Source organism: Pandoraea nosoerga (assembly GCF_902459585.1).
Classification (GTDB): domain Bacteria; phylum Pseudomonadota; class Gammaproteobacteria; order Burkholderiales; family Burkholderiaceae; genus Pandoraea; species Pandoraea nosoerga.
Map to the genome: position 1 here is coordinate 98284 of NZ_CABPSC010000001.1, position 24830 is coordinate 123113.

21 protein-coding genes are annotated in these 24830 nt (G+C 66.7%); 15 read left to right on the plus strand and 6 right to left on the minus strand.

Features of this window, described 5'->3' with window-relative positions; translation table 11 throughout:
• The first annotated feature begins 181 nt into the window (after positions 1 to 181).
• Positions 182 to 1117 (plus strand): aromatic amino acid DMT transporter YddG, encoded by a 936-nt coding sequence (yddG, locus tag PNO31109_RS00465; protein WP_150553680.1) that lies wholly within the window; start codon positions 182 to 184, stop codon positions 1115 to 1117.
• A 107-nt stretch (positions 1118 to 1224) separates the two neighbouring features.
• Here the strand turns inward: yddG and PNO31109_RS00470 are convergent, their stop codons facing one another.
• The gene (locus PNO31109_RS00470; RefSeq protein WP_150553681.1) at positions 1225 to 1680 is read right to left on the minus strand and encodes a carboxymuconolactone decarboxylase family protein; all 456 of its coding nucleotides are present in this window, start codon (positions 1678 to 1680) and stop codon (positions 1225 to 1227) included.
• A gap of 135 nt (positions 1681 to 1815) precedes the next feature.
• A complete protein-coding gene (pdxR, locus tag PNO31109_RS00475; protein WP_150553682.1) occupies positions 1816 to 3270 on the minus strand; it encodes a MocR-like pyridoxine biosynthesis transcription factor PdxR in 1455 nt (484 codons plus the stop codon).
• 119 nt (positions 3271 to 3389) lie between these two features.
• Here pdxR (PNO31109_RS00475) and PNO31109_RS00480 point away from each other — a divergent pair, with 119 nt between their 5' ends.
• Entirely contained in the window at positions 3390 to 4031 is a 642-nt protein-coding gene (locus PNO31109_RS00480; protein WP_150553683.1) for an HD domain-containing protein, read from the plus strand.
• A gap of 103 nt (positions 4032 to 4134) precedes the next feature.
• On the opposite strand, the gene tet is transcribed toward PNO31109_RS00480, so the two are convergent.
• On the minus strand, positions 4135 to 5334 hold the full coding sequence (gene tet, locus PNO31109_RS00485; protein WP_150553684.1) for a Tet(A)/Tet(B)/Tet(C) family tetracycline efflux MFS transporter: 1200 nt from the start codon (positions 5332 to 5334) through the stop codon (positions 4135 to 4137).
• 80 nt (positions 5335 to 5414) lie between these two features.
• Here tet and tetR point away from each other — a divergent pair, with 80 nt between their 5' ends.
• From tetR to PNO31109_RS00525, 8 genes are all read left to right on the plus strand, one after another.
• Positions 5415 to 6062 carry a tetracycline resistance transcriptional repressor TetR gene (gene tetR, locus PNO31109_RS00490; RefSeq protein ID WP_150553685.1) on the plus strand — a complete coding sequence of 216 codons (648 nt, stop codon included), beginning with the start codon at positions 5415 to 5417 and terminating at the stop codon, positions 6060 to 6062.
• Between the two features lie 258 nt (positions 6063 to 6320).
• The gene (locus PNO31109_RS00495) at positions 6321 to 7394 is read left to right on the plus strand and encodes an ABC transporter substrate-binding protein (RefSeq protein ID WP_244958106.1); all 1074 of its coding nucleotides are present in this window, start codon (positions 6321 to 6323) and stop codon (positions 7392 to 7394) included.
• A complete protein-coding gene (locus tag PNO31109_RS00500; protein ID WP_241013988.1) occupies positions 7391 to 8308 on the plus strand; it encodes an ABC transporter ATP-binding protein in 918 nt (305 codons plus the stop codon). The genes PNO31109_RS00495 and PNO31109_RS00500 overlap by 4 nt, the downstream gene beginning before the upstream one ends.
• A gap of 18 nt (positions 8309 to 8326) precedes the next feature.
• The gene (locus tag PNO31109_RS00505) at positions 8327 to 9079 is read left to right on the plus strand and encodes an ABC transporter permease (RefSeq protein WP_206111382.1); all 753 of its coding nucleotides are present in this window, start codon (positions 8327 to 8329) and stop codon (positions 9077 to 9079) included.
• Between the two features lie 14 nt (positions 9080 to 9093).
• Positions 9094 to 9840 carry an ABC transporter permease gene (locus PNO31109_RS00510; RefSeq protein ID WP_150553686.1) on the plus strand — a complete coding sequence of 249 codons (747 nt, stop codon included), beginning with the start codon at positions 9094 to 9096 and terminating at the stop codon, positions 9838 to 9840.
• A 405-nt stretch (positions 9841 to 10245) separates the two neighbouring features.
• On the plus strand, positions 10246 to 11868 hold the full coding sequence (locus PNO31109_RS00515; protein ID WP_150553687.1) for a glycosyltransferase family 39 protein: 1623 nt from the start codon (positions 10246 to 10248) through the stop codon (positions 11866 to 11868).
• Between the two features lie 195 nt (positions 11869 to 12063).
• Positions 12064 to 12768, plus strand: coding sequence for a response regulator (locus PNO31109_RS00520; protein ID WP_150553688.1), 705 nt, complete (start codon positions 12064 to 12066; stop codon positions 12766 to 12768).
• Positions 12769 to 12789: 21 nt separating this feature from the next.
• Positions 12790 to 13905 (plus strand): ATP-binding protein, encoded by a 1116-nt coding sequence (locus PNO31109_RS00525; RefSeq protein ID WP_150553689.1) that lies wholly within the window; start codon positions 12790 to 12792, stop codon positions 13903 to 13905.
• 26 nt (positions 13906 to 13931) lie between these two features.
• On the opposite strand, the gene PNO31109_RS00530 is transcribed toward PNO31109_RS00525, so the two are convergent.
• Positions 13932 to 16241, minus strand: a complete 2310-nt coding sequence (locus tag PNO31109_RS00530; RefSeq protein WP_150553690.1) for a patatin-like phospholipase family protein — start codon at positions 16239 to 16241, stop codon at positions 13932 to 13934.
• Between the two features lie 363 nt (positions 16242 to 16604).
• On the opposite strand from PNO31109_RS00530, the gene PNO31109_RS00535 reads away from it, so the two are divergent.
• A complete protein-coding gene (locus PNO31109_RS00535) occupies positions 16605 to 17234 on the plus strand; it encodes a glutathione S-transferase family protein (protein WP_150553691.1) in 630 nt (209 codons plus the stop codon).
• 30 nt (positions 17235 to 17264) lie between these two features.
• On the opposite strand, the gene pdxR (PNO31109_RS00540) is transcribed toward PNO31109_RS00535, so the two are convergent.
• Positions 17265 to 18815 carry a MocR-like pyridoxine biosynthesis transcription factor PdxR gene (pdxR, locus tag PNO31109_RS00540; protein WP_150553692.1) on the minus strand — a complete coding sequence of 517 codons (1551 nt, stop codon included), beginning with the start codon at positions 18813 to 18815 and terminating at the stop codon, positions 17265 to 17267.
• Between the two features lie 296 nt (positions 18816 to 19111).
• On the opposite strand from pdxR (PNO31109_RS00540), the gene tauA reads away from it, so the two are divergent.
• From tauA to PNO31109_RS00560, 4 genes are all read left to right on the plus strand, one after another.
• Positions 19112 to 20170: a taurine ABC transporter substrate-binding protein gene (tauA, locus tag PNO31109_RS00545; RefSeq protein ID WP_150553693.1), complete on the plus strand. Its 1059-nt coding sequence runs from the start codon at positions 19112 to 19114 to the stop codon at positions 20168 to 20170.
• 83 nt (positions 20171 to 20253) lie between these two features.
• On the plus strand, positions 20254 to 21078 hold the full coding sequence (locus PNO31109_RS00550) for a taurine ABC transporter ATP-binding protein (RefSeq protein ID WP_150553694.1): 825 nt from the start codon (positions 20254 to 20256) through the stop codon (positions 21076 to 21078).
• Positions 21079 to 21106: 28 nt separating this feature from the next.
• Positions 21107 to 22036 carry an ABC transporter permease subunit gene (locus PNO31109_RS00555; protein WP_370749691.1) on the plus strand — a complete coding sequence of 310 codons (930 nt, stop codon included), beginning with the start codon at positions 21107 to 21109 and terminating at the stop codon, positions 22034 to 22036.
• A gap of 227 nt (positions 22037 to 22263) precedes the next feature.
• Complete coding sequence (locus PNO31109_RS00560; protein ID WP_150553695.1) at positions 22264 to 23664, plus strand: amino acid permease; 1401 nt, start codon at positions 22264 to 22266, stop codon at positions 23662 to 23664.
• A gap of 231 nt (positions 23665 to 23895) precedes the next feature.
• On the opposite strand, the gene PNO31109_RS00565 is transcribed toward PNO31109_RS00560, so the two are convergent.
• Positions 23896 to 24810: a CobW family GTP-binding protein gene (locus tag PNO31109_RS00565; protein ID WP_150554140.1), complete on the minus strand. Its 915-nt coding sequence runs from the start codon at positions 24808 to 24810 to the stop codon at positions 23896 to 23898.
• Between the last annotated feature and the right edge of the window lie 20 nt (positions 24811 to 24830).

The following is a 24830-nucleotide window of genomic DNA, read 5'->3' on the forward strand; positions in this document are numbered from 1 at the left end:
TCGCCGGCCGGTAAAATACGCCCCTTCGCGCCGGCCCTCGAGGCCCATGCCCCAGATGCAAGGCAACGCAAGGCAACGCAAGGCGGCGCAGCTCGGTCGCGACCGTCGGTCCCGGGCGTCACCCGCTCACGATGGCACAGGGCCTTGCAGACCTTCCCGAACCGCAAACAGGCAGTGAAGTATGGATAGCAGGCACAGGAACCGCGCAACGCTCATCGGACTGGTGGCCGTGGTGCTGTGGAGTTCGATCGTCGGACTGATTCGCGGCGTAAGCGAGAGTTTCGGCGCGACCGGCGGTGCGGCGCTCATGTATACCGTGGCGTCGGTGTTCCTGCTCTTCTCCGTCGGTTTCCCGCGCCTTGCGACTTTTCCGAAACGATATCTTTACCTCGGCAGTGCGTTGTTCGTCGCCTACGAGATTTGCCTGTCGCTCTCCATCGGCTACGCGAACACCGCCCGGCAGGCCATCGAAGTCGGCATGGTGAATTACCTCTGGCCGACCTTTACCCTGGTCGCGGCGATCGTCTTCAACAAGCAGCGCGCCAACCTCTGGGTGGTGCCCGGCTTCCTGCTTTCCATGCTCGGCATCTGCCGGGTGTTGGGCGGCGAGCGAGGGTTCGATCTCGCCGGCATGGCCGCGAACGTGCTCGACAACCCGATGAGCTACGGCCTTGCCTTCGCGGGCGCGCTGATCTGGGCGGCATATTGCACGGTGACGGCGCGTCACGCCCGGGGCAAGAACGGCGTGACGTTTTTCTTCATGCTCGTGGCCGCCGCGTTGTGGCTCAAGCTCGCGCTCACGGGCAACGGCGGCGACATGCGCTGGAGCGCTTCCGGCGTCGTCTTCCTGCTGCTCGCGGCCGGCGCAATGGGCTTCGGCTACGCAGCGTGGAATGTCGGCATCCTCGGCGGCAACGTGACGCTGCTCGCGGGCGCGTCCTATTTCATTCCCGTCTTCTCCGCCGCGCTGTCGGCCATTCTGTTGCACGCGCCGCTGTCCTACCCGTTCTGGCAAGGCGCGGCGATGGTGTGCGGCGGCTCGGTTCTGTGCTGGATCGCGACACGAGCGAAGCGCGTGCGGCCCGAGCCCGCCGCGGCCGTCGATACGCCCGAGTAGGCGGGTGCCAGAGGTACGCGCTCAGGCGTCGCCCGCCCCGAGCGACATCGTGCAAAACGCGTAACGAAGCCCCAACGCAACACCGCCGAAGCGCCGCCCGTCGAGTCTTACGGCTCGAGTACCGCCCCAGGCGTATTGCGGAAGCTGATCGCCATGCGGTTATAGGTGTTCATCAATCCGATCGCGATCGTGAGATCCACGACCTCGCGTTCGTCGAACACCGTGCGCACGGCTTCATACGCCTCGTCCGGCACGCCAGTGACGGCGACGAGCGTGACCGACTCGGCCCAGGCGAGCGCAGCGCGCTCACGCTCGTCGAACAGCTCGCCAGCCTCCCGCCAGGCCTGCAGGAGCGCCAGTTTTTCCACTTTCACGCCCCTCTTCAGCAGGTCGCGCGTGTGCATGTCGAGGCAATAGGCGCAATTGTTGATCTGCGACACGCGAAGATAGACCAGGTCGACGAGAACGGGCGACAGGCCGCTCTGCGCGACATACCCATAAACGCCGCCCAACGCCTTCACGCCGGCGGGCGCAATCCGGTTGTAGTCGAGACGCTTGCTCACGAAATAGCTCCTGGTGCGATGAGATTATCATGTCCCTGCATTTTCATGCGGGAAGGCAGCACGCAAAAGCACCAGGAATGAACATTTTCGATGCACCAAGAATCGCCCGCGGCGCCCGGACGCGAGCCCGGCCGCTCACTCCCCGCGAACGAGGTCGAGCAGCCGTTGGCAGTCTGCGCGAAGCGTGCGCTCGTTCAGATTCGTCACACCTAGCAGCAGCCCCTGTTGCCGGGGCGCGCTCATGAACCAGGGCGAGAGGGGAACCGGACACAGCCCGAGGCGCTGCGCCCGTGATGCGATATCGACGTCCGACAGCGACTCCGGAAGCGAAGCCACCACGGCCGTACCAGCCGTCGCCAGCACCCGGATCGCATCGGAGTCGAGTTCATGCAGGCAGCGAACGAGCGCCTCGCGCCGCGCGGCGTAGAGGCGTTTCATCCGGCGCAGATGACGCAGATAGTGCCCGTCGTGCATGAACTCCGTTACGGCATGCTGCGCTGAGGCCGCCGGCGCGGGCGAGAGGCACGCGGCAACGTCGCCGAAGCGGTGCGCGAGGTCGGCAGGAACGACGAGAAAGCCCAGCCGCAGCGCCGGACTGATTGTCTTGCTGAAGCTGCCGATGTGCATCACTCGGCCGGCCTGGTCGATCGAGGCGAGCGCCGGCGCCGCGCGCCCCTTCAACTGCAACTCGCCGAGGTAGTCGTCCTCGATGATCCACGCGTTGCTCTGCCGCGCCCAGTCGAGCAGCGCCATTCGCCTTGCCAGCGACATCGTCATGCCGAGCGGCGCCTGCTGGCCCGGCGTCACCACCGCCACGTCCGCTGCGCGCCATGCCTCGCCTTGCCTTGCGTCCCCCGCTCTGCCCGCTTCGCGAATGCCCGCCCCGACATCGAGCCCCTCGGCGTCCACAGGCACGGGCATCACGTCCAGCCCCGCCAGTTCGAGCGCGGTGCGCGTGAGCGGAAAGCCCGGGTCTTCCATCCAGGCTCGTCCGCCCTCCAGGCGAAGCCCGCGAATCGCGAGATTGAGCGCGCCGGAGAAACCCGCGGTAACGAAGACCTGTGACGGGGTACACCGGAGTCCGCGCGCGACGCCGAGATACGCCGCAATCTCGCGGCGCAAATCCGGGTCACCGCGTGGATCGGGGTAACCCACGGGGGCGGCCGCCGCACGCCGGGCCGAGCGCGCCTGGATGCGCGCCCACAGCTTGAACGGAAAGGCGTCCTGCGACGGCACGCCCATCTGGAAGGCCAGCGGCGCCACGCCGAACTCGTGGAACAGACGGGGAAGCGGCGGCGCCTCCGGCGACCAGCGCGATATGACCGTCGGCGCCGGACGCTCGGCAACGCGAGTGCCCGCCGCTCCCAGACCGCGCACGTACTGTTCGTCGGTCAGGCGCTCGTATGCCGAGCGCACGGTGCCTCGGGAAACGCCGAGCTGTGCGGCCAGATCCGACCACGAGGGCAGCCGCGCGCCGGCGGCGAGCTGCCCGGACTCGATCGCATCGCGGATGGAGCCATAGATCTGCGCGGACAGCGACATGCCTCTGGAGCGATCGAGGCCAATGGACAGGGGCGTCTTAGCGTCCATGGTGCATTCGGATTGTTCGATCTTGGGACTGTTCTATGGTCCGTGAGAAGCGTAGCTTTGTCCCGTGACCCAGTCAATCGACCGCGGTCGCGCCATTCCGAAAGCCCGAGAGACGAGAAATGCAGACGAACGGACCGATCGACGACATGATCCCCGACAGCCAACTGACGCGCGAGGTCACCGAGCTCGTTCGCGACACGCACAGCGAGTTGCTGTTCAGACACTCCACCCGCGTGTACCTGTGGGGCGCCATGCTCGGCCGGCAAAGGCGTCTGCCCTTCGACCCGGAGCTGCTTTATGTTGCGTCCATGTTCCATGACATTGGCCTGACCCCGCACTATCACGACAGCCAGTTGCGCTTTGAAGTGGATGGCGCAAACGCCGCTCGCGATTTCCTGCGCAGTCACCGGGTCCCGGAGGCGGATGTGCAGAAGGTCTGGACCGCCGTGGCGCTGCATACGACGCCGGGTATTCCGGAGCACATGCACGCCGAGATCGCCCTGGTCCATGCCGGCGCCGGCATGGACGTGGCGGGGCGCGGCTTCGAACAGTTCACCGACGCCCAGCGGGCCGCCGTGGTCGGCGCCTACCCGCGCGGCGACAATTTCGCCAGCGAGATGATCGACGCGTTCTATGAAGGCATGAAGCACCGCCCCGCGACGACGTTCGGCACGTTCAACGACGATTTCCTCGCACACAAGGACCCGGCCTTCGCCCGAATCGACGTGTGCAGCATCATTCTCCGCTCGCGCTGGGGCTGACGACTCCGTAGCGGCAGGCCGCAGGGCTGCCACGGACGCCAGCCGTGCCGTGCCGTGTCGTGCCGTGCCGCGCCGCGCCATGCCGCGCGGCGCCCGCCATGCGCTATCGGGCCTCGCGAAGCCGCGCGCGAGCGCCGGCCTTGCGATAGCCGAGCAACAGCGGCGGCACCAGCAGGTACGCCGCCGCGCCCACCGCCCACACGATCCCCGGGTGAATCTCGCGACTGGCGGCATACACGCCGGTGACGATCAGCGGCCCTGCCACCCCGAGCAAATTCGTCACGCTCGCCAGCGTGCCCTGTAGTTCGCCCTGGCGAGACTCGTCGACCTCACGCGTGAGCATCGCCTGAAGCGCCGGCATCGCAATACCGCCGAACGCGAACAGGGGCAATAGGGCGAACGGCGCCCAGCCGGCACTCGCTATGCAGAGCAGCGCCAATCCAAGCGCATCGCAGATCACCGCGAAGACGAGCGCGCGGACTTCCCCCATGCGGGCGACCAGCGGGGCGATGACGAGCGCCTGTGCCAGCGAATGGCAAACGCCATAGCCGGCCAGCGACAGTCCCGCGATCCCGTTGCTCCAGCCAAAGCGGTCCTGCCCGTACAGAATCCACAGGGTCGCCGGCCATTGCGACACCAGCGCCACCACACCGAAGATGCCGGCAAGGGGCAACACTGCCGGCTCGCCTCCGAGCCTGCGTAGCGCCGAAAAGGCATTGAGATTCACCCTGGCGGAACGCTCGGCGGCTGGCTTGCGCGATTCAGGAAGGACGAGCCCCGCCATCAGCAGATTCAGACCGTTGAGCGCCGCCGCCAGCAGGAATGGCGCGCGCAGCCACATGTCCCCGAGAACGCCGCCGATCACCGGCCCGGCAATGAAACCGATGCCGGCGGCCGCGCCCATCTGTCCGAAACGCGCGGCGCGTTGGCCATCGGGCGTGATGTCCGTGAGGTAGGCCGACGCCACCGCCATGTTGGCCCCCGTGACGCCGGCGAGCATCCGGCCCACGTAAAGCCAGCCGAGATCCGGCGCGAACGCCAGCATCAGATAGTCGCCCGCCGCGCCGGCCAGCGAGACGAGCAACACCGGGCGTCGCCCGAAGCGGTCGCTCAGCGCGCCGAGCACCGGCGCGCACAGAAACTGCATGAGCGCGTACACGGCCACCAGCGCTCCGTAGTGAAAGCTGCTGAGCGCGCCGCCGCTCACCTCTCTCAACAGGCTCGGCAGGATGGGCATGATGAGCCCGATGCCGGCCGCATCGATCAACAGGATGGCCAGCAGAACATATAAGGGTTTCGTCATTCGATGTCGCAGATGGCATTGGCTTCCCTATCATCGATAGGGAGAGGTATTATTCCACATTCCCTATCAGCGATAAAGCCTTGAAAGACGCTACTCCACCCAGACTGAGTCGCGACGCGGTCATGCAAGCGGCGCTGGCGCTTCTCAACGAAGCGGGCATCGACGCCTTGAGCACGCGCCGGCTGGCAGAGCGCTTGGGCGTGCAATCACCCACGCTGTACTGGCACTTCAAGAACAAAGCGGAGCTTCTCGAAGCGATGGCCGAGGCCATCATGCTGGAGCGGCACGTGCAGACGCCGCCCGGCCCCGGCGAGCGCTGGCAGGACTGGCTCGTGGCAAACGCGCACAGTTTCCGGCGCGCCCTGCTCGCGTATCGCGACGGCGCACGGCTGCACGCGGGGACGCGGCCGCGCCCCGCGCAGCTCGGGAACATCGAGGCCAAGACGCGCGTGTTGTGCGAGGCCGGCTTCACGCCGGATCAGGCGATCGGCCTGATGATCGCGATAAGCCGCTTCGTCGTGGGCTGGGTGCTCGAAGAGCAGGCCTCGAGCGCCGCGCCCGCGAATGCCGCACGGGGCGAGGACGTCGATGCAAAGGCCTACCCGCTGCTGCGCGCCGGCTGGTCGGCGTTCGACGCGCAAGATCCGGATCAGGCGTTCGACGATCATGTCCGCCTGTTCGTTACGGGAGCGGAGCGTCGGCTAGGCAAGGCGCCGAGCCGCAGGTGACTGAATCGTCAATGCATGAAACCCGCGAACGTCATCCCGCTCAACCGTCCAGTCAGACGAGAAAATCCAAAATGCTTCATCATGTGGCCTCGCGCGCGGCGGCAGCCCCCCTTCGATGGCGGCGGGCCGGTGCCCGCGCTTCACGACACACGGCACACGACAAAAACACAAGACGCATGACGCATGACCCATGACGCACCCGTCTTCGATTTTCCCGGCGCAAGGTCGTGTGCCGGTCGGCTTGACCCGGAGTTGCTGATGAAACCGTTGTACTCAATCGCCGGCTTTGCTGGCATCGCTTCCATCACTCGCATCAATTGCATCATTCGCATGATTCGCCCTGGCCGCTTCGCCCGCCTCGCGTCCCTGTCCCTGCTCGCACTGGCCGCTGCGCTCGCGCTGCCGGCCCCGCGCATGGCCCGCGCCGAAGAGATTTCCGTTACGCAGTGGGGCAGCAGCCTGTACGGCCTGCCCTACGCCGTGGCCATGGAGCGCGGGCTGTTCCGCAAGGCGGGCGTGGACATCACCGGCATTCTCAGCTCGGGCGGCGGCGGCACCACGGTGCGCAACATTCTCGCGAGCAAGACACCATACGGCGAAGTCGCCGTCGCGGCCGCGCTGGCCGCCGCCCGCCAGGGGCTGGACATCGTGATCGTGAACGTCGGCACGCGCAGCGTCGCCGAAGCGTCGATGGTCACCCTGCCGGACAGCCCCGTGAAGACGCTCGCCGATCTCGTCGGCAAGAAGGTCGCCATTACGTCGCCCAAGAGCGTGTCCGAAATGCTCTTCCTGATGGTGCTGCGCGAAAAGGGCATCGACGCCGCGAAGGTCACGCGCGTCGCCTCGGGCGGCTACGTGAACGGCATGACGATGCTCGAACAGGGCGCAGTCGCCGGCGCGGTCGCCATCGAACCACTCTCGATCGTGCGCAAGTCGCAATACCGCACGCTCTATCGCGCCGGCGACGTGCTCAAGCCGATGACGACTTCGGTCGGCATCACGACGCGCGCTTTCGCGCAATCGCACCCCGACACGCTGCGCGCCATCATCGCCGGACGCCGCGCCGGCGTGGACGCCACCTACGCCGACCCGGCCGGCGCCGCGAAGCTGCTCGCCGCGCAGTTCAAGCTTTCCCCCGAAGTCGCCAGGGAAGCCGTGGACAACATGGTCAAGTCGCACATGTGGAGCCAGGGCCAGTTCGATCGCGCCGAGCTCGGGCGCGTTGCCAGCGGACTCAAGCTCATCGGCGAGATCAAGGAAGACGTGGATTGGGCGAAGCTGGTCGATTCGCGCTTCCTGCCGGCCGACGTGCGGGCAAAGGGCCAGCTATGACGCCACCGTCTCCCGGCTCGCGCCTGCATCTGGTCGACGAGGCCGGTGCGCCGCACGCCAGCCACGGGCCGCACGTCGTGCTCGCGGGCGTGACGAAAGACTACAGGGCGCCCGATCCGAAGACATCGCGAAAAACGCGGATGCAGGCGCTCGGCCCGGTCGACCTCACATTGCGCAAGGGCGAGTTCTTCTCCGTGGTCGGCCCGTCCGGCTGCGGAAAATCGACGTTGCTCGAACTCATCGCGGGGCTTGCTGCGCCGAGCGACGGCCTTGTCCAGTTCGAGGGACGACCGGTCACGGGCGTGCCCGAAGGCGTCGGCGTGGTGTTCCAGGAAGACGCCTCGTTCCCGTGGCTCACCGTGCGCGAGAACATCGGCTTCGGCCTTCGCATGGCGGGCGTGGACAGCGCGGAGATCGAGCGCCGCGTGGCCTACGCGCTCGGCTTCATGGGCTTGCGCGAGTTCGCCAACGCACGCCCGGCGCAGCTCTCGGGCGGCATGCGTCAGCGCATGTGCATTGCGCGCACGCTCGTCATCGCGCCTCGCCTCATCCTGCTCGACGAGCCGTTCGGCGCACTCGATCAGCAAACGCGCATGCTCATGGGCGACGAACTGTTGCGCCTGTGGCGCGAGACGTCGGCGACCGTACTGCTGATCACCCATGCGCTCGACGAGGCGGCCGTCCTCTCGGATCGCGTGGGCGTGATGTCGTCACGGCCAGGGCGCTTCATCGACGTGATCGAAACGGGCTGGGAGCGCAATCGCGACAGCCGCATCGTGGCCGCCCCGAGGTTCGGCGAAATCACCGCACGCCTGTGGGACACGCTGCGCGCCGAATCGCTCAAGGCGATGGAGAGCGGCGAACGCCCCGCTGGCGCAAACGGTGCGCCAGGCGCCGGCCTGCGCCGCCAGTGAGCTCATGATGCGATTGCCATGATGCGCCCCGAACGCCTCATTCGCACGACCGTCGTCGCAGGTCTCGTGCTGCTCGTGGAGTGGCTGTGCCGCACCGGCGCGATTCCGGCCGACGTCATGATCGCGCCGAGCGCGATGGCGCTGCACGCGGCCGAACTGCTCCGCGAGGGGCGCTTCACCCGCGACATCGCGACGAGCTTCGCAAGCGTCGCCATCGCGTCGATCTGCGCAGTGGTCTTCGGCTTTGCCGCCGGCCTCGTCATCCATGCGCTGCCGGGCGTGCGCCGCGCGCTGGAACCACTGATCGCGAGCTACTACGCGGTGCCGACGTTCGCGTTCTATCCGGTGTTCATCGTGCTGTTCGGCGTCGGCGCGCTGCCGATCATCGCGATTGCCACGTTGCTCGCGGTCGTGTCGATGATGACGGCGACGATGACCGGTCTCGACCGCATCCCGCGCTCGTATTCGAAGACGGCCCGCGTCATGCGGCTCACGCGCTGGCAGGCGGTATGGCACGTCAAACTGCCGGCAACCTTGCCGCACCTCTTCAGTGGCGTGCGGCTCGCGGTGTCGCATGCGTTCATCGGCGTGATCGCCTCGGAGTTCATCCTCTCCGGCTCCGGCATCGGCTACGCGATCAGCTACGCCTACAACAACTTCGAGAACGCCGACATGTATGCGCTCATGCTCACCGTGCTCGTCGCGGTGACCGTGGTCAACGGCATACTCAACCACATCGACGCGCGCTTCCAAGCGCGCAGTCGTCGCTGAACCGGCCGCTGCATATGGACTTCAGGAAACCCAACCCGCTTGGCACGCTCGCCGTCGTGTTCGTGCTGATCGGCCTGTGGCAGACGGTCCACTGGCTCAATGGCTCGGCCCTCGGCTCGCCCGCCGCGACCGCGCGGGAACTCTGGGCGATGATGGGCACGGCGTCGTTCTGGGCAGACGCCGCGCAGACCGGCGAAGCACTCGCCTTCTCGCTGGTGATCGCCATCGCGGGCGGTGTTGCGCTCGGGCTGGTGCTCGGCGCAAATCGCCTGGCGGCGAACGTGGCCGAGCCGATCCTCGTCAATCTGTACTCCCTGCCGAAGGTCACGTTGTACCCGCTGGTGCTGCTGATCTTCGGCCTGGGCCTGGCCGCAAAGGTGGCGTTCGGCGTCATGCACGGCTTGATCCCGATTCTGATCTTCACGATGAACGGCATCCGGCAGATCAAGCCCGTCTACTTCCGCGCGGCGCACGCGATGCATCTGTCGCGGCGCCAGATCGCCCTGCGGGTCGTGCTGCCGGCCGTCCTGCCCGAGGTGCTCTCCGGCGTGCGGCTGGGTTTCTCGCTCACGCTGCTCGGCGTGTTGATCGGCGAGATGTTCGCGTCGCAGAAGGGCCTGGGCCACCAACTGTCCAACGCGATGAACCTCGGCAACATCGACACGATCATGGCGGTCGCGCTGTTCCTCATGCTGTTCGCGCTCGCGGGCAACACGCTGCTCAGCGCACTGAGCCGGCGCCTTGGCGCCGCGGCGGCGTGACCTGCCAGGCTCGCGAGCCCGACCGCCCGCCACCGCCGCCCGCCGCCCGTCGCCCGTCGCCCGTCGCCCTCGTCTCGTCTCGTCTCGTCTCGTCTCGTCTCGTCTGTCAATTGACCGCCCGCTTTGTGACGTTTTGTTTTCAGGCCAATGCGGCGAATGCGCCGAACCGGCCGCCAACGGAAGCCGCATCCGGCCGTAACGCCCCGCCGGGCGGCCTCGCGCGACGCGCTCGACGCCCGAGCGGCGACGTCCACGGTTTGCCGCGATCACAAAACTCGACAAAAACGGCATACAACGCGACACGGCAAGCCATATGGCATGGCTACCATGCAGCGGTTCTGAGAGAAGGCCCTGTGCCCGGCGTCAGCCCTCCATCACCCGCGAGCACTGCGATAGCTGAAAGTCATGGCGTTGCCCATTTCCCCGGTCCGGTCCGCCGAGGCCGGCACCGATTCCGTCCCGCTGCCCTTCGGCAAGGCGCCCCGCGCCGCCCTGGGCGCACACGCGTGGGAGCGCCTGTGGGTGCAGTACCGTGCGCCACTGATCTACGTCGCGTTCTTCGGCCTGATCTGGACGCTCGTGAGCGGCGCGCTCGACCCCACCGTGCCATACGACGCCGTCGAAGCGCTCAACTGGGCCCGCAACGCCGAGTGGGGCACGCCCAAGAACCCGTGGCTGACGGGCCTCGCATTCTGGCCGGCCATCGGGCTGCGCGGCCCGGCGCAGGGCGTCTACTGGTATGCATCGCACTTCGCCGGTGTGGCGATCGGCCTGCTTGGCGTCTGGCAGCTCGCGCTGCGCCTCACGCACCGGCGCGATCTGGCGTGGCTCGCCATGCTGAGCCTCAATGTGTCTGGCGTGCTCAACATCGACATCCTGCCGTACAACGACAACTATCTGCTGGTCATGCTCTGGCCGTGGATGCTGTACCTGCTCGTGCGCGCCGTCTTCGACACGCCAGCCGCGTGGCCGCTGTTCGGCGCCGTGGCCGGTCTGGCCGCCATGACCAAATATTCGACGTTCGCGATCATCGGCATGGCGTGCGTGCTCGCGCTCGTCTCGCCGGCGTTGCGTCGGCGCTGCCGAACGCCGTGGTTCGCGCTCGCGGTGGCGATGTTCCTGCTGCTGGTCCTGCCCAACCTCTGGTGGCTCGCGCATCACGACTTCGCGGCATTCCGCTGGGTCGGCGATCAGATCCGCGAGCGGTTGAACCCGCGTGGTGCGAAAGCCGCGGCCTGCGCGTTCTATCCGGTGGCCGTGCTCGCCATCGTGGCGCTGTTGTGCGGCGCCCGGCTGCGCTGGCCACCTTCGGCCGAAGCGCGGGCGCCGTTGTGTCTGCTCGCCCAGGTGCTTCTTCTGCCGCTCGTGCCGATCCTGGCGTATTTCACGGTGTTCGACGGCGGGCGCGTGACCGAATGGTTGCAACCGTTCGTCGTGCCGGCGCCCGCGCTGCTGGTCGCTTGCCTTGCCGGCGCCGGCCCCGGAAGAGACCTCTGCGTGCGTCGCGCCATCGCGGGCTTCGCAGGCGCTGCCGCGGTGGTCCTCGTGGTCTATGCATTCTTCCTGTGCGCGAACGTCAAGAACGCCGGGCAGAAGTTCTCGGGCCTGAAGACGCTCGGCGTTGTGCTCGAACAGCGCTGGCACGACCGGTACGGCGCCCCGCTGCGCTATGTCGGCGGCCATCCGGTCTCGCACTGGCTGACGTTCTACGTGCCGGGCAATCCGCAACTGCTCGCCGCATGGTCGAGCGCGACGCGGCCCAACATCTACACGCGCGGTATCGACGAGGCGAGCGTGCGGCGCGACGGCGCACTGCTCGTCGGCACGCCCGAGGTGCGCTGCGACGACGCCGATTTCGGCTCGGTGCTCGCGCAGTGGCCCACACTGAAGATCGACGCCACCGAGGACGTCCTGTTCTCCTTTCATCGGAACGCAAAACAAAGGCAGAAGCATCTGTGCGTCGCGTGGGTCGCACCGGCCGCATCGGCACCACCGGCCTCGCCTGCCGCACCTGCCGCGGCGCATTGAATGGTGCGCCGGCCTTGATGGTCGGACGCGTCGCCCATGGGCCGCTCGTCACCGGGGGAAGGCGCAAGCCATTAGAATCCACAAAGACACGGGAAACCGCTGTGCGCGCGCACCGGCCTCGACGCCGGCTCCACCATGACATCGCAAGCCTCGCGAACGCGCCGCGGCCGTTTCCGGACAATCGAAATCACCACCATGCCTACACGGATCCTGCTTGTCGAAGACGATATCCGGCTCTCCGCGCTGGTCGCCGAGTACCTGCGTAAGCACGACTATCAGGTCGACACGGTACTCGACGGTGCGCTCGCCGTTCAGGCGATCGTCAGCCGGCGCCCCGACCTCGTCATTCTCGACGTCAACCTTCCCGGCAAGGACGGCTTCCAGATCTGCCGCGAAGCCCGACAGCATTACGACGGCATCGTCATCATGGTGACCGCCCGCGACGAGGAGTTCGACGAAGTGCTCGGTCTGGAACTGGGCGCGGACGACTACGTACACAAACCCGTGCAACCGCGCGTGCTGCTCGCGCACATCAAGGCGCAGTTGCGCCGCACCGTGCAGCGGCACTCGCCCGTCGCGCAGCCCGACGCCATCACCCTCGGCAAATTCACCATCGATCGGGAAAGCCGCACCGTCACGCTGCCCAACGGCCGCACGCCGGACCTGACGTCGGCCGAATTCGACTTGTTATGGGCGCTGGCGCGCTCGGCCGGCAAGGTCGTCACCCGCGACGAACTGCTCAAGGAGTTGCGCGGCTTCGAGTTCGACGGACTGGACCGCTCGATCGACGCCGGCATCTACAAGCTGCGGCGCAAGCTCAACGACGACACGGCGGCGCCCCATCGCATCCTTACCGTGCGCGGAAAGGGCTATCAGCTCAACAAATCGGGCTGGGATTGAGCGCCGGGATCGGGACAACGCATGCCATCGACCAAGTTTCGGCCCTATCGCCACTATCGATTGCGCTGGCTGCGCTTTCGGCGCTCCTGGACGGACACGCGCGCCGACCGGCGCCCGAGCTGGTCGCGTCTGTACGTGCGCACCTACACCGGCATGCTGCTGCTCTGTCTGTCCATCTGGATCGTGCCCGCCGCAATGCTCTTCGCCGCGCCGGCGGGCGCCGTGTCGCGCGATTTTCTGCTCTCCGCGCGGTTCCTGCTGCCGGGCATCGCCGCCACGCTGATCCTGCCGGCGATCGTCGCCTATCGCTGGATGCGCCCCGTGTGGGTCGACCTCGTCATGGTGCGCGAGCGTGCCATCGACTTCAGCGGCGGACGCTTTCACACACGCGCGCGCGAGTCGCACAGCGTCATCATCGGCCCGCTTGCCCGCACGCTGAACGCGCTGGCGATTCGCATGGAAAAGCTCATCGCCACCCAGCGCGACCTGACCAACGGCATTTCTCACGAGCTGCGCACGCCGCTCGCCCGGCTGCGCTTCGCGCTGGAGATTCTGCGCGACCCCACGTCGTCGGCCGATGCGCAACAGCAGGCGCTCGCCGGCATCGATCAGGACGTTACCGAGCTCGACGAACTGATCGACATGAGCCTGACGTATGCACGCCTGGAATACAGCTCCCTCCAGTCGAACATCGAGAAAACGTCGGTGGCGAACTGGTTCTCGCAGCAGGTGCTCGACGCCACGCTGCTATACGCGGACAGGGAAATCACGCTGGCCGAAACGCTCGAGCCCTCGGTGCTCGTCGCGATGGACAAGCGCCTGATGTCGTTCGCGCTGCGCAACCTCGTGCGCAACGCGGCCCGGCACTCGCGCTCGCGTATCAATGTCGGCATGCGTTTGCAGCACGGCAACGTCGAGGTGTACGTCGAGGACGACGGTCCGGGCGTTCCCGAAAGCGAGCGCAAGCGCATCTTCGACGCGTTCGTCCGTCTCGACCGGCGCGTGGGCGGCCACGGGCTGGGCCTCGCCATCACGCAGCAGGTCCTCCAGGCGCACAATGGCCGCATCGTGGCGACCGACCCGCTCGTCCTTGGCGGAGCACGCTTCGAGATGAGCTGGCCGGCGGGCCAGGTCTGAGCCGGCACGTCGTCCGGCATTGCGCGTCAATATGTCCGACCCAGCTGGAAGTAGAGATTGTTGCGCCCGCCAGGCGCGAGCGCGACGCCCAGATAGATTGGCCCGAAGGCCGTGGTGAGCGCCGTAAAGAGCGTCGCGCTGCGCTTGAGCGAGCCGCGGCCGAAGCCCGTGCCGAAGTCCCACACGTTGCCCGCTTCGAGACTCATCCCAACGAACAGGCGCCGGATCGGCGAGGCGGTGAAGGTGGCGATCTGGTTCATGTAGGTCACCTGCCCGTACAGCATGGACGCCCCCGAGAGTTGATCGGCCGCGTAGGCAGACAGATGCTGGAAGCCGCCCAGTGTGAAGCCGAGCGGATTGGCGAGGTTCGGGCCGCCGAAGGTGTTGCCGGCCTCGAGGCTCGCGCTGATCGTGTGCCGGCCGAAGCTCGCCGCACCGAGCGCCTTGCCGTAGACCTCGGTCGTCTTCTGGTCGGCGGACACCAGCGACTGCTCGGCGCGCATCTCGAGGAAATAGCCGCGGCGCGGAAATTGCGGGTCGTCCAGCTGATCGATGAGCAGCCGTGCGCGGGCGCTGAGCTGGCGGCCGTAGATGTCCGGGAACAGCAGACCGCGCGGCACGTCGTTGTCGTCCGTGATCGGCAAGTTGAACTGCGGCGTGGCGTTCGCATGCGTGTAGGCGACGCCGAGGCGGAACTCGCCGTAGTGCGAGAGCGGAATGCCGAAATCGACGCCGGCCCGCTCGGAGGTGATCCGATATCGCGTGACTCGCACGTCGCCCGAATCGTCGTAGACGTTGGCGTGGCGCCGCTGCACCTCGACATATGGCGCGACATACGCGCCCCACGCGTTGAGCACCGGTTGGCGCAACTCCATGTGCAGATTGAGCAGATCGCTGCCGATGGTGCTGTCGACGCGCGCTTCGAGCCCGTTCTGCGTGAGCCACGGACGGCGATAGCCGACGTGCATCCGGAAGTTGCCTTCCTCCTTGCTCGTCGCCGACAGCCCGAGCCCGAACAGCAGGAAGTTCGGCCCCCAGCGCTTTTCCTGCGCATCGATGACGAGCGTGTTCTGCCCGCTCTCATCCACGAGCTGCTGCGTAACGCTCTCGAAATCGCCCTGATTGGACAGCGCGATCAGGTCCTTGTTGATTTGCGAGGGATCGTAGACGTCGCCCTCCTTTACGTGCACGGCGCGTCTGATCTTCTCCGGCGAGACCACGCCCCGCGAGCGAATCTCGACCTTCGCAATGCGCGGCGCCGGCAGGCCCGGCGACCGGCGAGCCTCGTGCGCTTCGCGCCACGCGGCGTAGTCGGCCGGGGACACCGCGAGGTGCCGCAACTGGGGCAGCGCGGCTCGCGTGGCGGCCACGCCTGCGTCGATCGCGCGCCCCGCGTCCTGGAAGTCCGCGAACGTCAGATTGCCGAGATCGGGCTGGATCAGCACGTCGCCGGCATTGAGCTTGTCGCGCTGGCGGGCCACGTTCTGCCGGATCAGAATGCCGATCATCTGCTGCATCACGTCGGCGGGCGAGGCCAGCGCGTCGAGCGGACGCAGCCGGGAACCGATGTCGACGGCGATGATGATATCGGCGCCCATCTCACGCGCCGTCTCGACGGGCAGATTGCTGACGATGCCGCCGTCGACCAGCGTGCGCCCATCGACCTCGGCTGGCGAGAATAGTCCGGGCAGCGCCATGCTCGCCCGAATCGCCTGCGAGAGCGAACCGTGATCGAGCACGACCATCTCGCCGGTGCGCAGGTCCGTGGCGATGGCGCGAAACGGAATCGGCAGGCTGTCGAACTTCACCCTGCCGGCAAACCGGGCCGTCCAGTCCTGCAGCAGCGCCTGCAGACGATTGCCCTGCACGAGGCCGGCCGGCAGTTGAAAGCCGTTGTTGCCGAAGCCGAGCGAGAAGCTGTTGACGTAATAGCGCTGGTCCTCGCGCTCGGACTGCGGCAGATCACTGCGCTCCACGATATCGAACGCGATGTCGGCCAGATTGATGTTCTCGAGCCGGTGGCGCATGTCGCCAGCGCTCATGCCGCTCGCGTAAAGCCCCCCAACGATGGCGCCCATGCTGGCCGCGGCGATGCAGTCGACAGGGATACGGTTTTCCTCCAGCACCTGGAGCACGCCGAGGTGGGCATACCCGCGCGCTCCGCCGCCGGACAGCACGAGGCCGATCGAGGGGCGCTTCGCGCCGGTGTCGGCGGCGCCGGCGGGTCGGCATGCGCCGGCATACACCGCACCGGTGGTGAGGAGAACGGTAATCAGGCTTGCCGACAGACAGGTGCAGACGCGGGCCAACCTGTCCATGCCGTGGTGACGAATCATCGACTGCGCGGGGCTGAAAAAACGAAGAGATTACCAGTTTTCCAAACCCTTTCCTTCGTGCTCCCAACGACACGAGATCCTTGATTTTGCGCTTGATTTCCCGATGGAATTCGGCGCCGCCTGAAGGCTTCGCGCTCCGCTGCCCCCACAGGCACGGCGTGGCGCCCCCCCGGCTTTTGCGTCCGGTCCGGCAAGGCGCCGCCGCGAGCGAGCCGCCGATCGGCAGGCGAATCGCGGCGGCAGGACGTATCCCCGCGCGCGCGTGTTTGCCCTGTTCCGCCCGCAAGCCTCGAATCTGTATCTGTTGCCGCCCGCGCCCGGCCCCTAGAATCGAGCTCATCGACCTACCTTTCGAGGTTTCGCATGCTCCGCATTCTCGGCCGGCCCAATTCCATCAACGTGCGCAAGGTGCTGTGGCTCTGTCACGAACTCGGCATTGCGTTCGACAACGAGCCGTGGGGGGATGGCGATGCCTCACGCAGGCTCGACGCCCCCGCCTTCACCGCGCTCAATCCCAACAGGATGGTGCCGGTGATCGACGATGACGGTTTCGTCATGTGGGAATCGAATAGCATCCTGCGTTATCTCGCCGCGTCGCGCGAGCGCACGGACCTCTACCCGGGCGCCCCGCGCGAACGTGCGCGAGTCGACCAATGGGTCGATTGGCAGGCGTCCGATCTGAACGCGGCGTGGCGCTATCCGTTCAAGTCCCTGGTGCGGCGTATGCCCGGCTACGACGACGCCGGCACGCTTGCCGCCGATATCGCCGGCTGGACGGCCCTCATGCGCGTGCTCGACGCGCAACTGCAGGCGACGCAGGCCTTCGTCAGCGGCGAGGCGTTCACGCTGGCGGACATCCCTATCGGTCTGTCCGTGCATCGCTGGTTCAGCACGCCGATCGACCACCCGCGCATGGAAGGCGTGTCGTCGTACTACGAGCGTCTTTGCGCGCGCGAAGGCTTCCGTCGGTTCGGCCGCAACGGCATGCCCTGAGGTACGCTCGCCCCCGGGGGCCGGCGGCACTCACGACGCCGGGCGCCCCGCCTCCGCCAATGTCTCGCGCAACACGTCGGCGAGCGCAATGACGCCCGCCTCGATATGCTCGAGCCGTATCGAGGAAAAGCCGAGCCGGAACATGTTGCGCGGGGGGGCGTCGCCCATAAAGAACACGTCGCCCGGCTCGATCAGAATGCCGCGCGACTTCGCGCGCGCCGCCAGCACGTTGGCGTTGAGCGCCTGCGGGCCGCGCACCCAGCACGACGCGCCGCCTTTCACATGCACGAACGACACTTCGGGCAGATGCGCCGCAAGCGCCTCGCTCAGTACCTCCGCGCGTCTCGCATAGGTGTCCGCCAGACGGCGCAGCAGCGCGTCGTGATGCCCCAGCGCCAGGAACATCGAGAACGAACGCTGGATGAACGCCGACGGGTGCCGGATCATCAGCCGGCGCAACGCCCGCAATTCCGCCACAAGCGCGGCCGGCGCGACGATGTAGCCCAGCCGCAGGCCCGGCGCGAACGACTTCGACAGACTGCCGATGTAGATGACGCGATCGCTGCGATCCAGGCTCTTGAGCGCCGGGATCGGAATGTCGGAATAGCTGTTCTCGCTCTCGTAATCGTCCTCGATCAGCACGAAGTCGTCGGTCTCGGCACGGCGCAGCAACGCCTCGCGATGCGCAAGCGGCATGGTGGTCGTGGTCGGGCACTGGTGCGACGGCGTCACGTACACGTAGTCGCACTGCGACAGACGCTCGTCGACCGGCACGCCATGCTCGTCCACGGGCAGGCCGATCAGCTTCGGCGTGCGCATTGCGAAAATATTGCGCGCGTCGGGATAGCCGGGGTCCTCGATACCGACGGTCGTGCGTGCCCCGACGAGCAGATCGGCGAGCAGATAGAGCGCCTGCTGCGCGCCATTGGTGAGCACGATCTCATCGGCGTCGGCCCACACGCCGCGGCGCGGCAGTACGCGCGTGCGGATCTGCTGGATCAGCGTCTCGTCGTCGCGCGCGATCATGTCCGGCGCCCAGTCGCGAATCTCCATGACGGTAAGCGCCTTGTGGCAGCATTCGCGCCAGTCCGCCGTGGGGAACATGGTCGGGTCGAACTGCCCGTAGATGAACGGGTACTGGTACTGCTGCCAGTCGATCGGCTTGACGATGTTGCGCTGCGCGGACGGCCGCACCACGTAGCGGCCCTCCCAGTCCGGCGTGAGCGGATCGAGCGGGGGCATGGCGCCGGGCGCGGCTGCGCGGGGCGCTGACGCGGACGTGTTCTGCGTGCCCACGCGAGGCGCCAGAATGTCGCCATTCACGAAATACCCGCGCCGCTCGCGCGCGATCAGGTAACCCTCGTCGACCAGTTGCTGGTAGGCCAGCACCACCGTGTTGCGCGCCACGCCCAGCCCTTCGGCCAACTCGCGCGACGACGGCACCGCCGCGCCGCGCATGAGACGCTCGTCCAGGATCGCCGAGACGAGCATCTGGCGAATCTGGCTCTGCAATCCCATGCCCGCGCGCGCCGACATCAGAAACAACTGGTTCCACATCGCCGCAGAAATCCGGCTCGACATTGCGTCCCCTCGTCTTGTCACTTCCAGAACGTCAATTATTACTCATCAGACGGTGACGTTAATTCCGAATTCGGGTTTATCCGCAGTCGTGGAAATCCAGGGCCGAATCGAGCATTCATGCGGTTTGCAAGGCCATTCCGGGGGATCTGGACCAGTTGGCATCATCAAATGCGGCCAACTGGCTCTAACGAACAAAAAGACGCGCGGCAATGATGCAGTCACTTGGCGCCGATTCGTAACCCCTGGTGCGTCAAACCCTCGCGTTCCACCGACAACTTACCGATTAGAGGTGAACCATGAATGCAATTCCGAACCGGCTGCGACGGGTGTTCGCCGCCACGGCGCTGGCGGCAGCCGCGCTGCCCGTGGCCCTCGCCTCGGCGTTGATGCTGCCTGCGCCGGCCCGGGCGCAGGAAAAGGAGGTGACGATCGCGTACCAGCAGATCGTCGACCCGTGGCTGGTGTCCATCGCGAGCGGTGAATTCGAAAAGGCGACCGGCTACAAGATCCACTGGCGCCAGTTCGAGTCGGGGGCAAAGGTGGCCACGGCGCTCGCGTCGGGCGACATCAAGATCGGCGTGCTGGGCTCGAGCCCGATGGCGGCGGCCGTCTCGCAAGGGCTTGACCTGCAGCTGTTCTGGATTCTCGACGACATCAACAAAGCCGAGGCGATGGTCGTGCGCAACGCATCGAACATCAAGGGGCCGGCCGACCTCAAGGGCAAGAAGATCGGCGTGCCGTTCGTCTCCACCACGCACTACCACACGATGTTCGCGCTGCAGCAGTGGGGCATCAAGCCGAACGAGGTCACGGTGCTCAACATGCAGCCGAACCAGATCGTGGCGGCATGGGAGCGCGGCGACATCGATGCGGCCTATGTATGGGATCCGGCGCTCGCCCAGATCAAGCAGAGCGGCCATGTGCTGATCACCTCGGGCGAACTGTCGAAACAGGGCAAGCCGACATTTGACGGCATCGCGGTCGATCGCAAATGGGGCGAGGCGAACGCCGAGTTCATGGCGAAGTTCGTCAAGGTGATTGCGGACGCCGACGCCGCCTACCGTCAGAACCAGGCCGCCTGGACCGCGGCGTCGCCGCAGGTCAAGGCCATCGTGAAGATGATCGGCGGCAAGCCGGAGGACGTCCCCGGCGCACTCTCGCTGTACGCCTATCCGTCGGCGCAGCAACAGGCGTCGGCCGAATGGCTCGGGGGCGGCAAGGACAGCCGTGCGGCCAAGGCGCTCAAGGACACGGCCGAGTTCCTCAAGGGCCAGCAGAAAATCAACGCCGTCAAGGCCGATTACGCGCCATACGTGACCTCGCGCTACGTCGACGCCGCACTGAAACTGAAGTAAGCCGTGCCGGGGCCGCTACGCCGGAGCGTATTCGCCGGCGCGGCAGCCCTCCCCGATCGCAGGATCGACAGGAGAAGGGCTTCATGGAACAACTCATCGTCAACGACGTCAGCGTCGTATATCCCGGCCGGCGTCCCGGCGAGCAGGTGCAGGCGCTCGCGCACGTCGATCTGACCATCGCGCCCGGGGACTTCGTGGTGGCGCTCGGCGCCTCGGGCTGCGGCAAGACCACGCTGCTCAGTCTGATGGCCGGCTTCATCGCCCCCACGTCCGGCGAACTGCTCCTGGGGGACGCCCCCATCGAAGGCCCGGGCGCCGATCGCGGCGTGGTGTTCCAGAAGCACGCACTGCTGCCCTGGCTCAATGTGATGGAGAACACCGAATTCGGTCTCAAGCTGCAAGGCGTGCCGAAGACCGAGCGACGCGCCCGCGCCGCGCGCAACCTCGCCCTCGTCGGCCTGCAGGACTTCCACAATCACATGATCTATCAGCTCTCGGGCGGCATGCAGCAGCGCGTCGGGATCGCGCGGGCGCTCACGTGCAACCCGTCGATGCTGCTCATGGACGAGCCGATGGCCGCGCTCGACGCGCTCACGCGCGAGACCATCCAGGAATTGCTGCTCGACGTGTGGCGCGAGACCGGCAAGATGATTTTCTTCATCACGCACAGCGTGGAGGAGGCACTCTTCCTCGCGAGCCGTCTGATCGTGATGTCTCCGCGCCCGGGGCGCATCACGCACACCTACGAACTCGACTTCAACAAGCGCTATCTCGAGTGCCGCGACGCGCGCGCCATCAAGTCGAGCCCCGATTTCATCGCGATGCGCGAAACCGTGCTCAGCATCATCTACGGCGACGAGCGCGCCGGCCAGGCGACAGCGCCGGCCGCCGGTGCGGTCGCCGCCTGACTTACCCGCAGGAGACGTAGCCATCATGATGACCAAACCTGTCGCCACCTCGCATGCGTCGCCGACCGGCGCCGCCGGCCAGCCGCCCATGTCAGCCACTACACGTGCGCGTCCCGCGCGTCAGCGCGGCGTCTTCGCGCACATGTTCGCACCACGCCCGGTCAAGGCGGGCGAATCGTTCGGCGCACCGGGCCAGGGCCCGAGCCTCGCCATCAGCATCGTCACCGTCGTCGCGTTGCTGCTGTTGTGGGTGGCGATCACCTCGTCCGGGCTCATCAAGCCGCTCTTCCTGCCGGGACCGCGCGCCATCGTGGAGAAATTCGTCCAGGTCTCGACGGAAGGCTTCGCCGGCTCGACGCTGTGGCAGCACACGCTCGCGAGCCTCTACCGCGTATTCGGCGCCTTCGCGCTCGCCTGCGTCACGGCGATTCCCGTGGGCATTCTGATGGGTGTGTCGCGCATTGCGCGCGGCGTGTTCGACCCGCCCATCGAGTTCTACCGTCCGCTGCCGCCGCTGGCGTACCTGCCGCTCGTGATCATCTGGTTCGGCATCGGCGAGTTCTCGAAAGTGTTCCTCATCTATCTGGCCATTTTCGCGCCGCTGGCCATCGCAGCTCGCGCCGGGGTGCGTTCGGTCTCGATGGAACAGATTCACGCGGCGTATTCGATGGGGGCATCGCCGCGTCAGATCGTCATGCACGTGATCGTGAAATCGGCGCTGCCGGAGATCTTCACGGGCATGCGTATCGGGATCGGCGTGGGCTGGACCACGCTGGTGGCCGCCGAAATGGTGGCGGCATCGAGCGGTCTCGGTTTCATGGTGCTCAACGCGGCGGAGTTTCTCGCGTCGGACATCGTGATCATGGGGATCATCGTGATCGGCTTCTTCGCCTTCGGCTTCGATCTGATCATGCGCTATCTCGAGCGCGTGCTGGTGCCGTGGAAGGGCAAGGTTTGACGAGGCAAGGCAAGACACAGGCGGTCCGTTGGTCATCACAAGAGACGCAGGGCGGTTCCCCCGGCCGCACCTGCGTCAAACAAGGCATTCAGGAGGTTGTGTGGCAGTCGAGACATTGCACGGGCGGCGTGGCGTCGCTCATTTTTTCCGTTCCCCCCGGTTTTTCCGTATCCCCCAATCCCCCGACATTCTCTGCCGCGCCGCGCGCCACGTCATGGGAGGTCGCCATGGCCAATCGTGACAATACGCGTTTGCAATCGAGCCTGAAGCAACGGCACATGAGCATGATCGCGCTGGGCGGCGTGATCGGCGCCGGTCTGTTCGTCGGCAGCGGCGTGGTGGTACACGCGGCCGGCCCCGCCGCGGTGCTGTCGTTTCTGATCACGGGCGCGCTCGTCGTGCTGGTGATGCGCATGCTCGGCGAGATGGCCTGCGCGCTGCCCGCCGTGGGCTCGTTCTACGAATATGCTCGCCTGGCCTGGAACGACAAGCCCGTCGGCGGCGAGCTGGCCGGCTTTCTGACGGGATGGATGTACTGGTACTTCTGGGTGATCGTGGTCGCTGTCGAAGCGGTGGCGGGCGCCAACCTGATCCAGTTCTGGCTGCCCGACATTCCCGCATGGGCCATCAGCCTCACGCTGCTGGTCGTGCTCACGCTGACCAACCTCGTGTCGGTAGCGTCCTATGGCGAGTTCGAGTTCTGGTTCGCCTCGATCAAGGTGGCCGCCATCATCGTGTTCCTGTTCCTCGGCGCACTGTTCGTTGTCGGCATGTGGCCCGGCGCGGTCGCGAGCACCGGGCACCTGCTCTCGCACGGCGGCTTCATGCCCAACGGCATCGGTCCCGTGATGGCAGGGGCGGTCGCCGCAACGGGCTTTTACTTCGGGGCGGAGATCGTCACGATTGCAGCGGCCGAGGCGGCCGAGCCCCAACAGGCCGTGGCGCGCGCCACGAACTCGGTGATCGGCCGCGTGCTGTTCTTCTACATCGGCTCGATCCTGCTCGTGGTGATGCTCGTGCCCTGGAATTCCGCCGGGATGGCCACGCCATACGTGAGCGCGCTCGAAGCGATGCGCATTCCCGCCGCCGCCCACATCATGAACGCCGTGGTGCTGACCGCCGTGCTCTCGGCGCTGAACTCGGGCCTGTATGCGTCGTCGCGGATGCTGTTCGCGCTGACACGCCGCGGCGACGCGCCGCGTTCGCTGGCGAAGCTGAATTCGCGCGGCGTGCCAGTGCGGGCGATTCTGGTAGGTACGCTATTCGGCTACGTCGCGGTGGTGATGTCCTACGTTTCGCCCGACACGGTGTTCGCATTCCTCGTGAACTCCTACGGCACCGTCGCGATCTTCGTGTACGTGCTCATCGCATTCTCGCAACTGAAGCTGCGCAAGCGGCTGGAACGCGAGGCGCCGGGCAAGCTGAAGGTGCGCATGTGGGGCTTCCCGTACCTCACCTGGGTGGCGATCGTCGGCATGCTCTCCATCGTCGGCGCGATGGCGTTCATTCCGGATCAGCGCACGCCACTGGCACTCGGCGTCGTCAGCCTGACGGTCCTGCTCGTGGCGTTCACCGTTCGCTCCATCTGGCGCAAGCTGCGCGCGCCCGATCCGGAGTTCGACCTCTGACGGTCGACCTCTGACGTTCGACCTCTGACGTTCGACCTCTGACGTTCGACCTCTGACCCACGCCGGGGCCCGCCAGGACCGCCGGCGGGCCGCCTGCGAAATCCCGCGAGGCAGATAGAGAAGCAAAAGCGACGGCGCCATGCCGTCGCTTTTTTTTGCGGTGCTGTGCAGGGAAAGCGATCGACGTCGCCGGCGATTAACGTCACCGGCCGCCGAAGCGGACGGCCCCGGTCAGACGATGGCGTCTTGCAGGGCGCCCGTCAGGCTTGCGATATCCGCGTCCGAGAGCATGCCGATGAAGACGAGCGTCGTCCCTTGCCGCGCCAGACCGGGGTGTCGCGTGAATGCGACGCGCTTGCCGGCGACGTGAACCTCGACCGCGCTGCCGTCGGCGGTCACGGCAAAGCCCTTGGCCCGGAGGAGTTTGTCGGGCAACAGCGCGAGCGCCGCCTTCAGACGTGCGCGGTCGAGCGCACGCGTCGTCTGCCAATCGAAGCTGCGCAGTCCTGCCGGTAAAGCGCCGGCCGCGGCGCGCAACGGCCGTGGACTCAGCAGCCCGGGCAGCGCGATCGCTTCGTCGGGAAAGAGAATGGCCGGCGGCACCGCACCATGGTCAGCGGTGACGACGATTCGCGTCGTCTCCAGCGCGCGCAACCGGGCATGTACCGCTTGCAGCGCCTGCGGCGCGACAAGATCGGCTTTGGTGATGACCAGCGTGCTCGCCGCCGCGAGCTGCCTGCGCACGATATCGCCAACATAGCGATCTTCGAGCGTTTGCTCGATGCTGCTCGCATCGACGGCCACGACGATGCCATGCAGGCGAAACGCCCGGTCGAGCAACCCGACCTGCGCGATCCTCAGGGGATCGGACACGCCGCTTGCCTCGATCACGAGTAGATCCGGTCGATGATCGCGCTCGCCGAGCGCGATCAGCGTCTCGACGAGCCGGCCGCCGATGGTGCAGCACACGCAGCCGTTCTCCAACCCAATCACGTCGTCGCTGCGCTCGCGGATGAGCGCTTCATCGACGTTGAGCGCGCCGAAATCGTTGACGAGCACGGTCACTCGCATGCCGTGCGCACCGCGCAGCAGGGCGTTGACGATGGTTGTCTTGCCGGCGCCGAGATAGCCGCCGAGCACGATCATGGGAATCGGCGGGCGCGCCG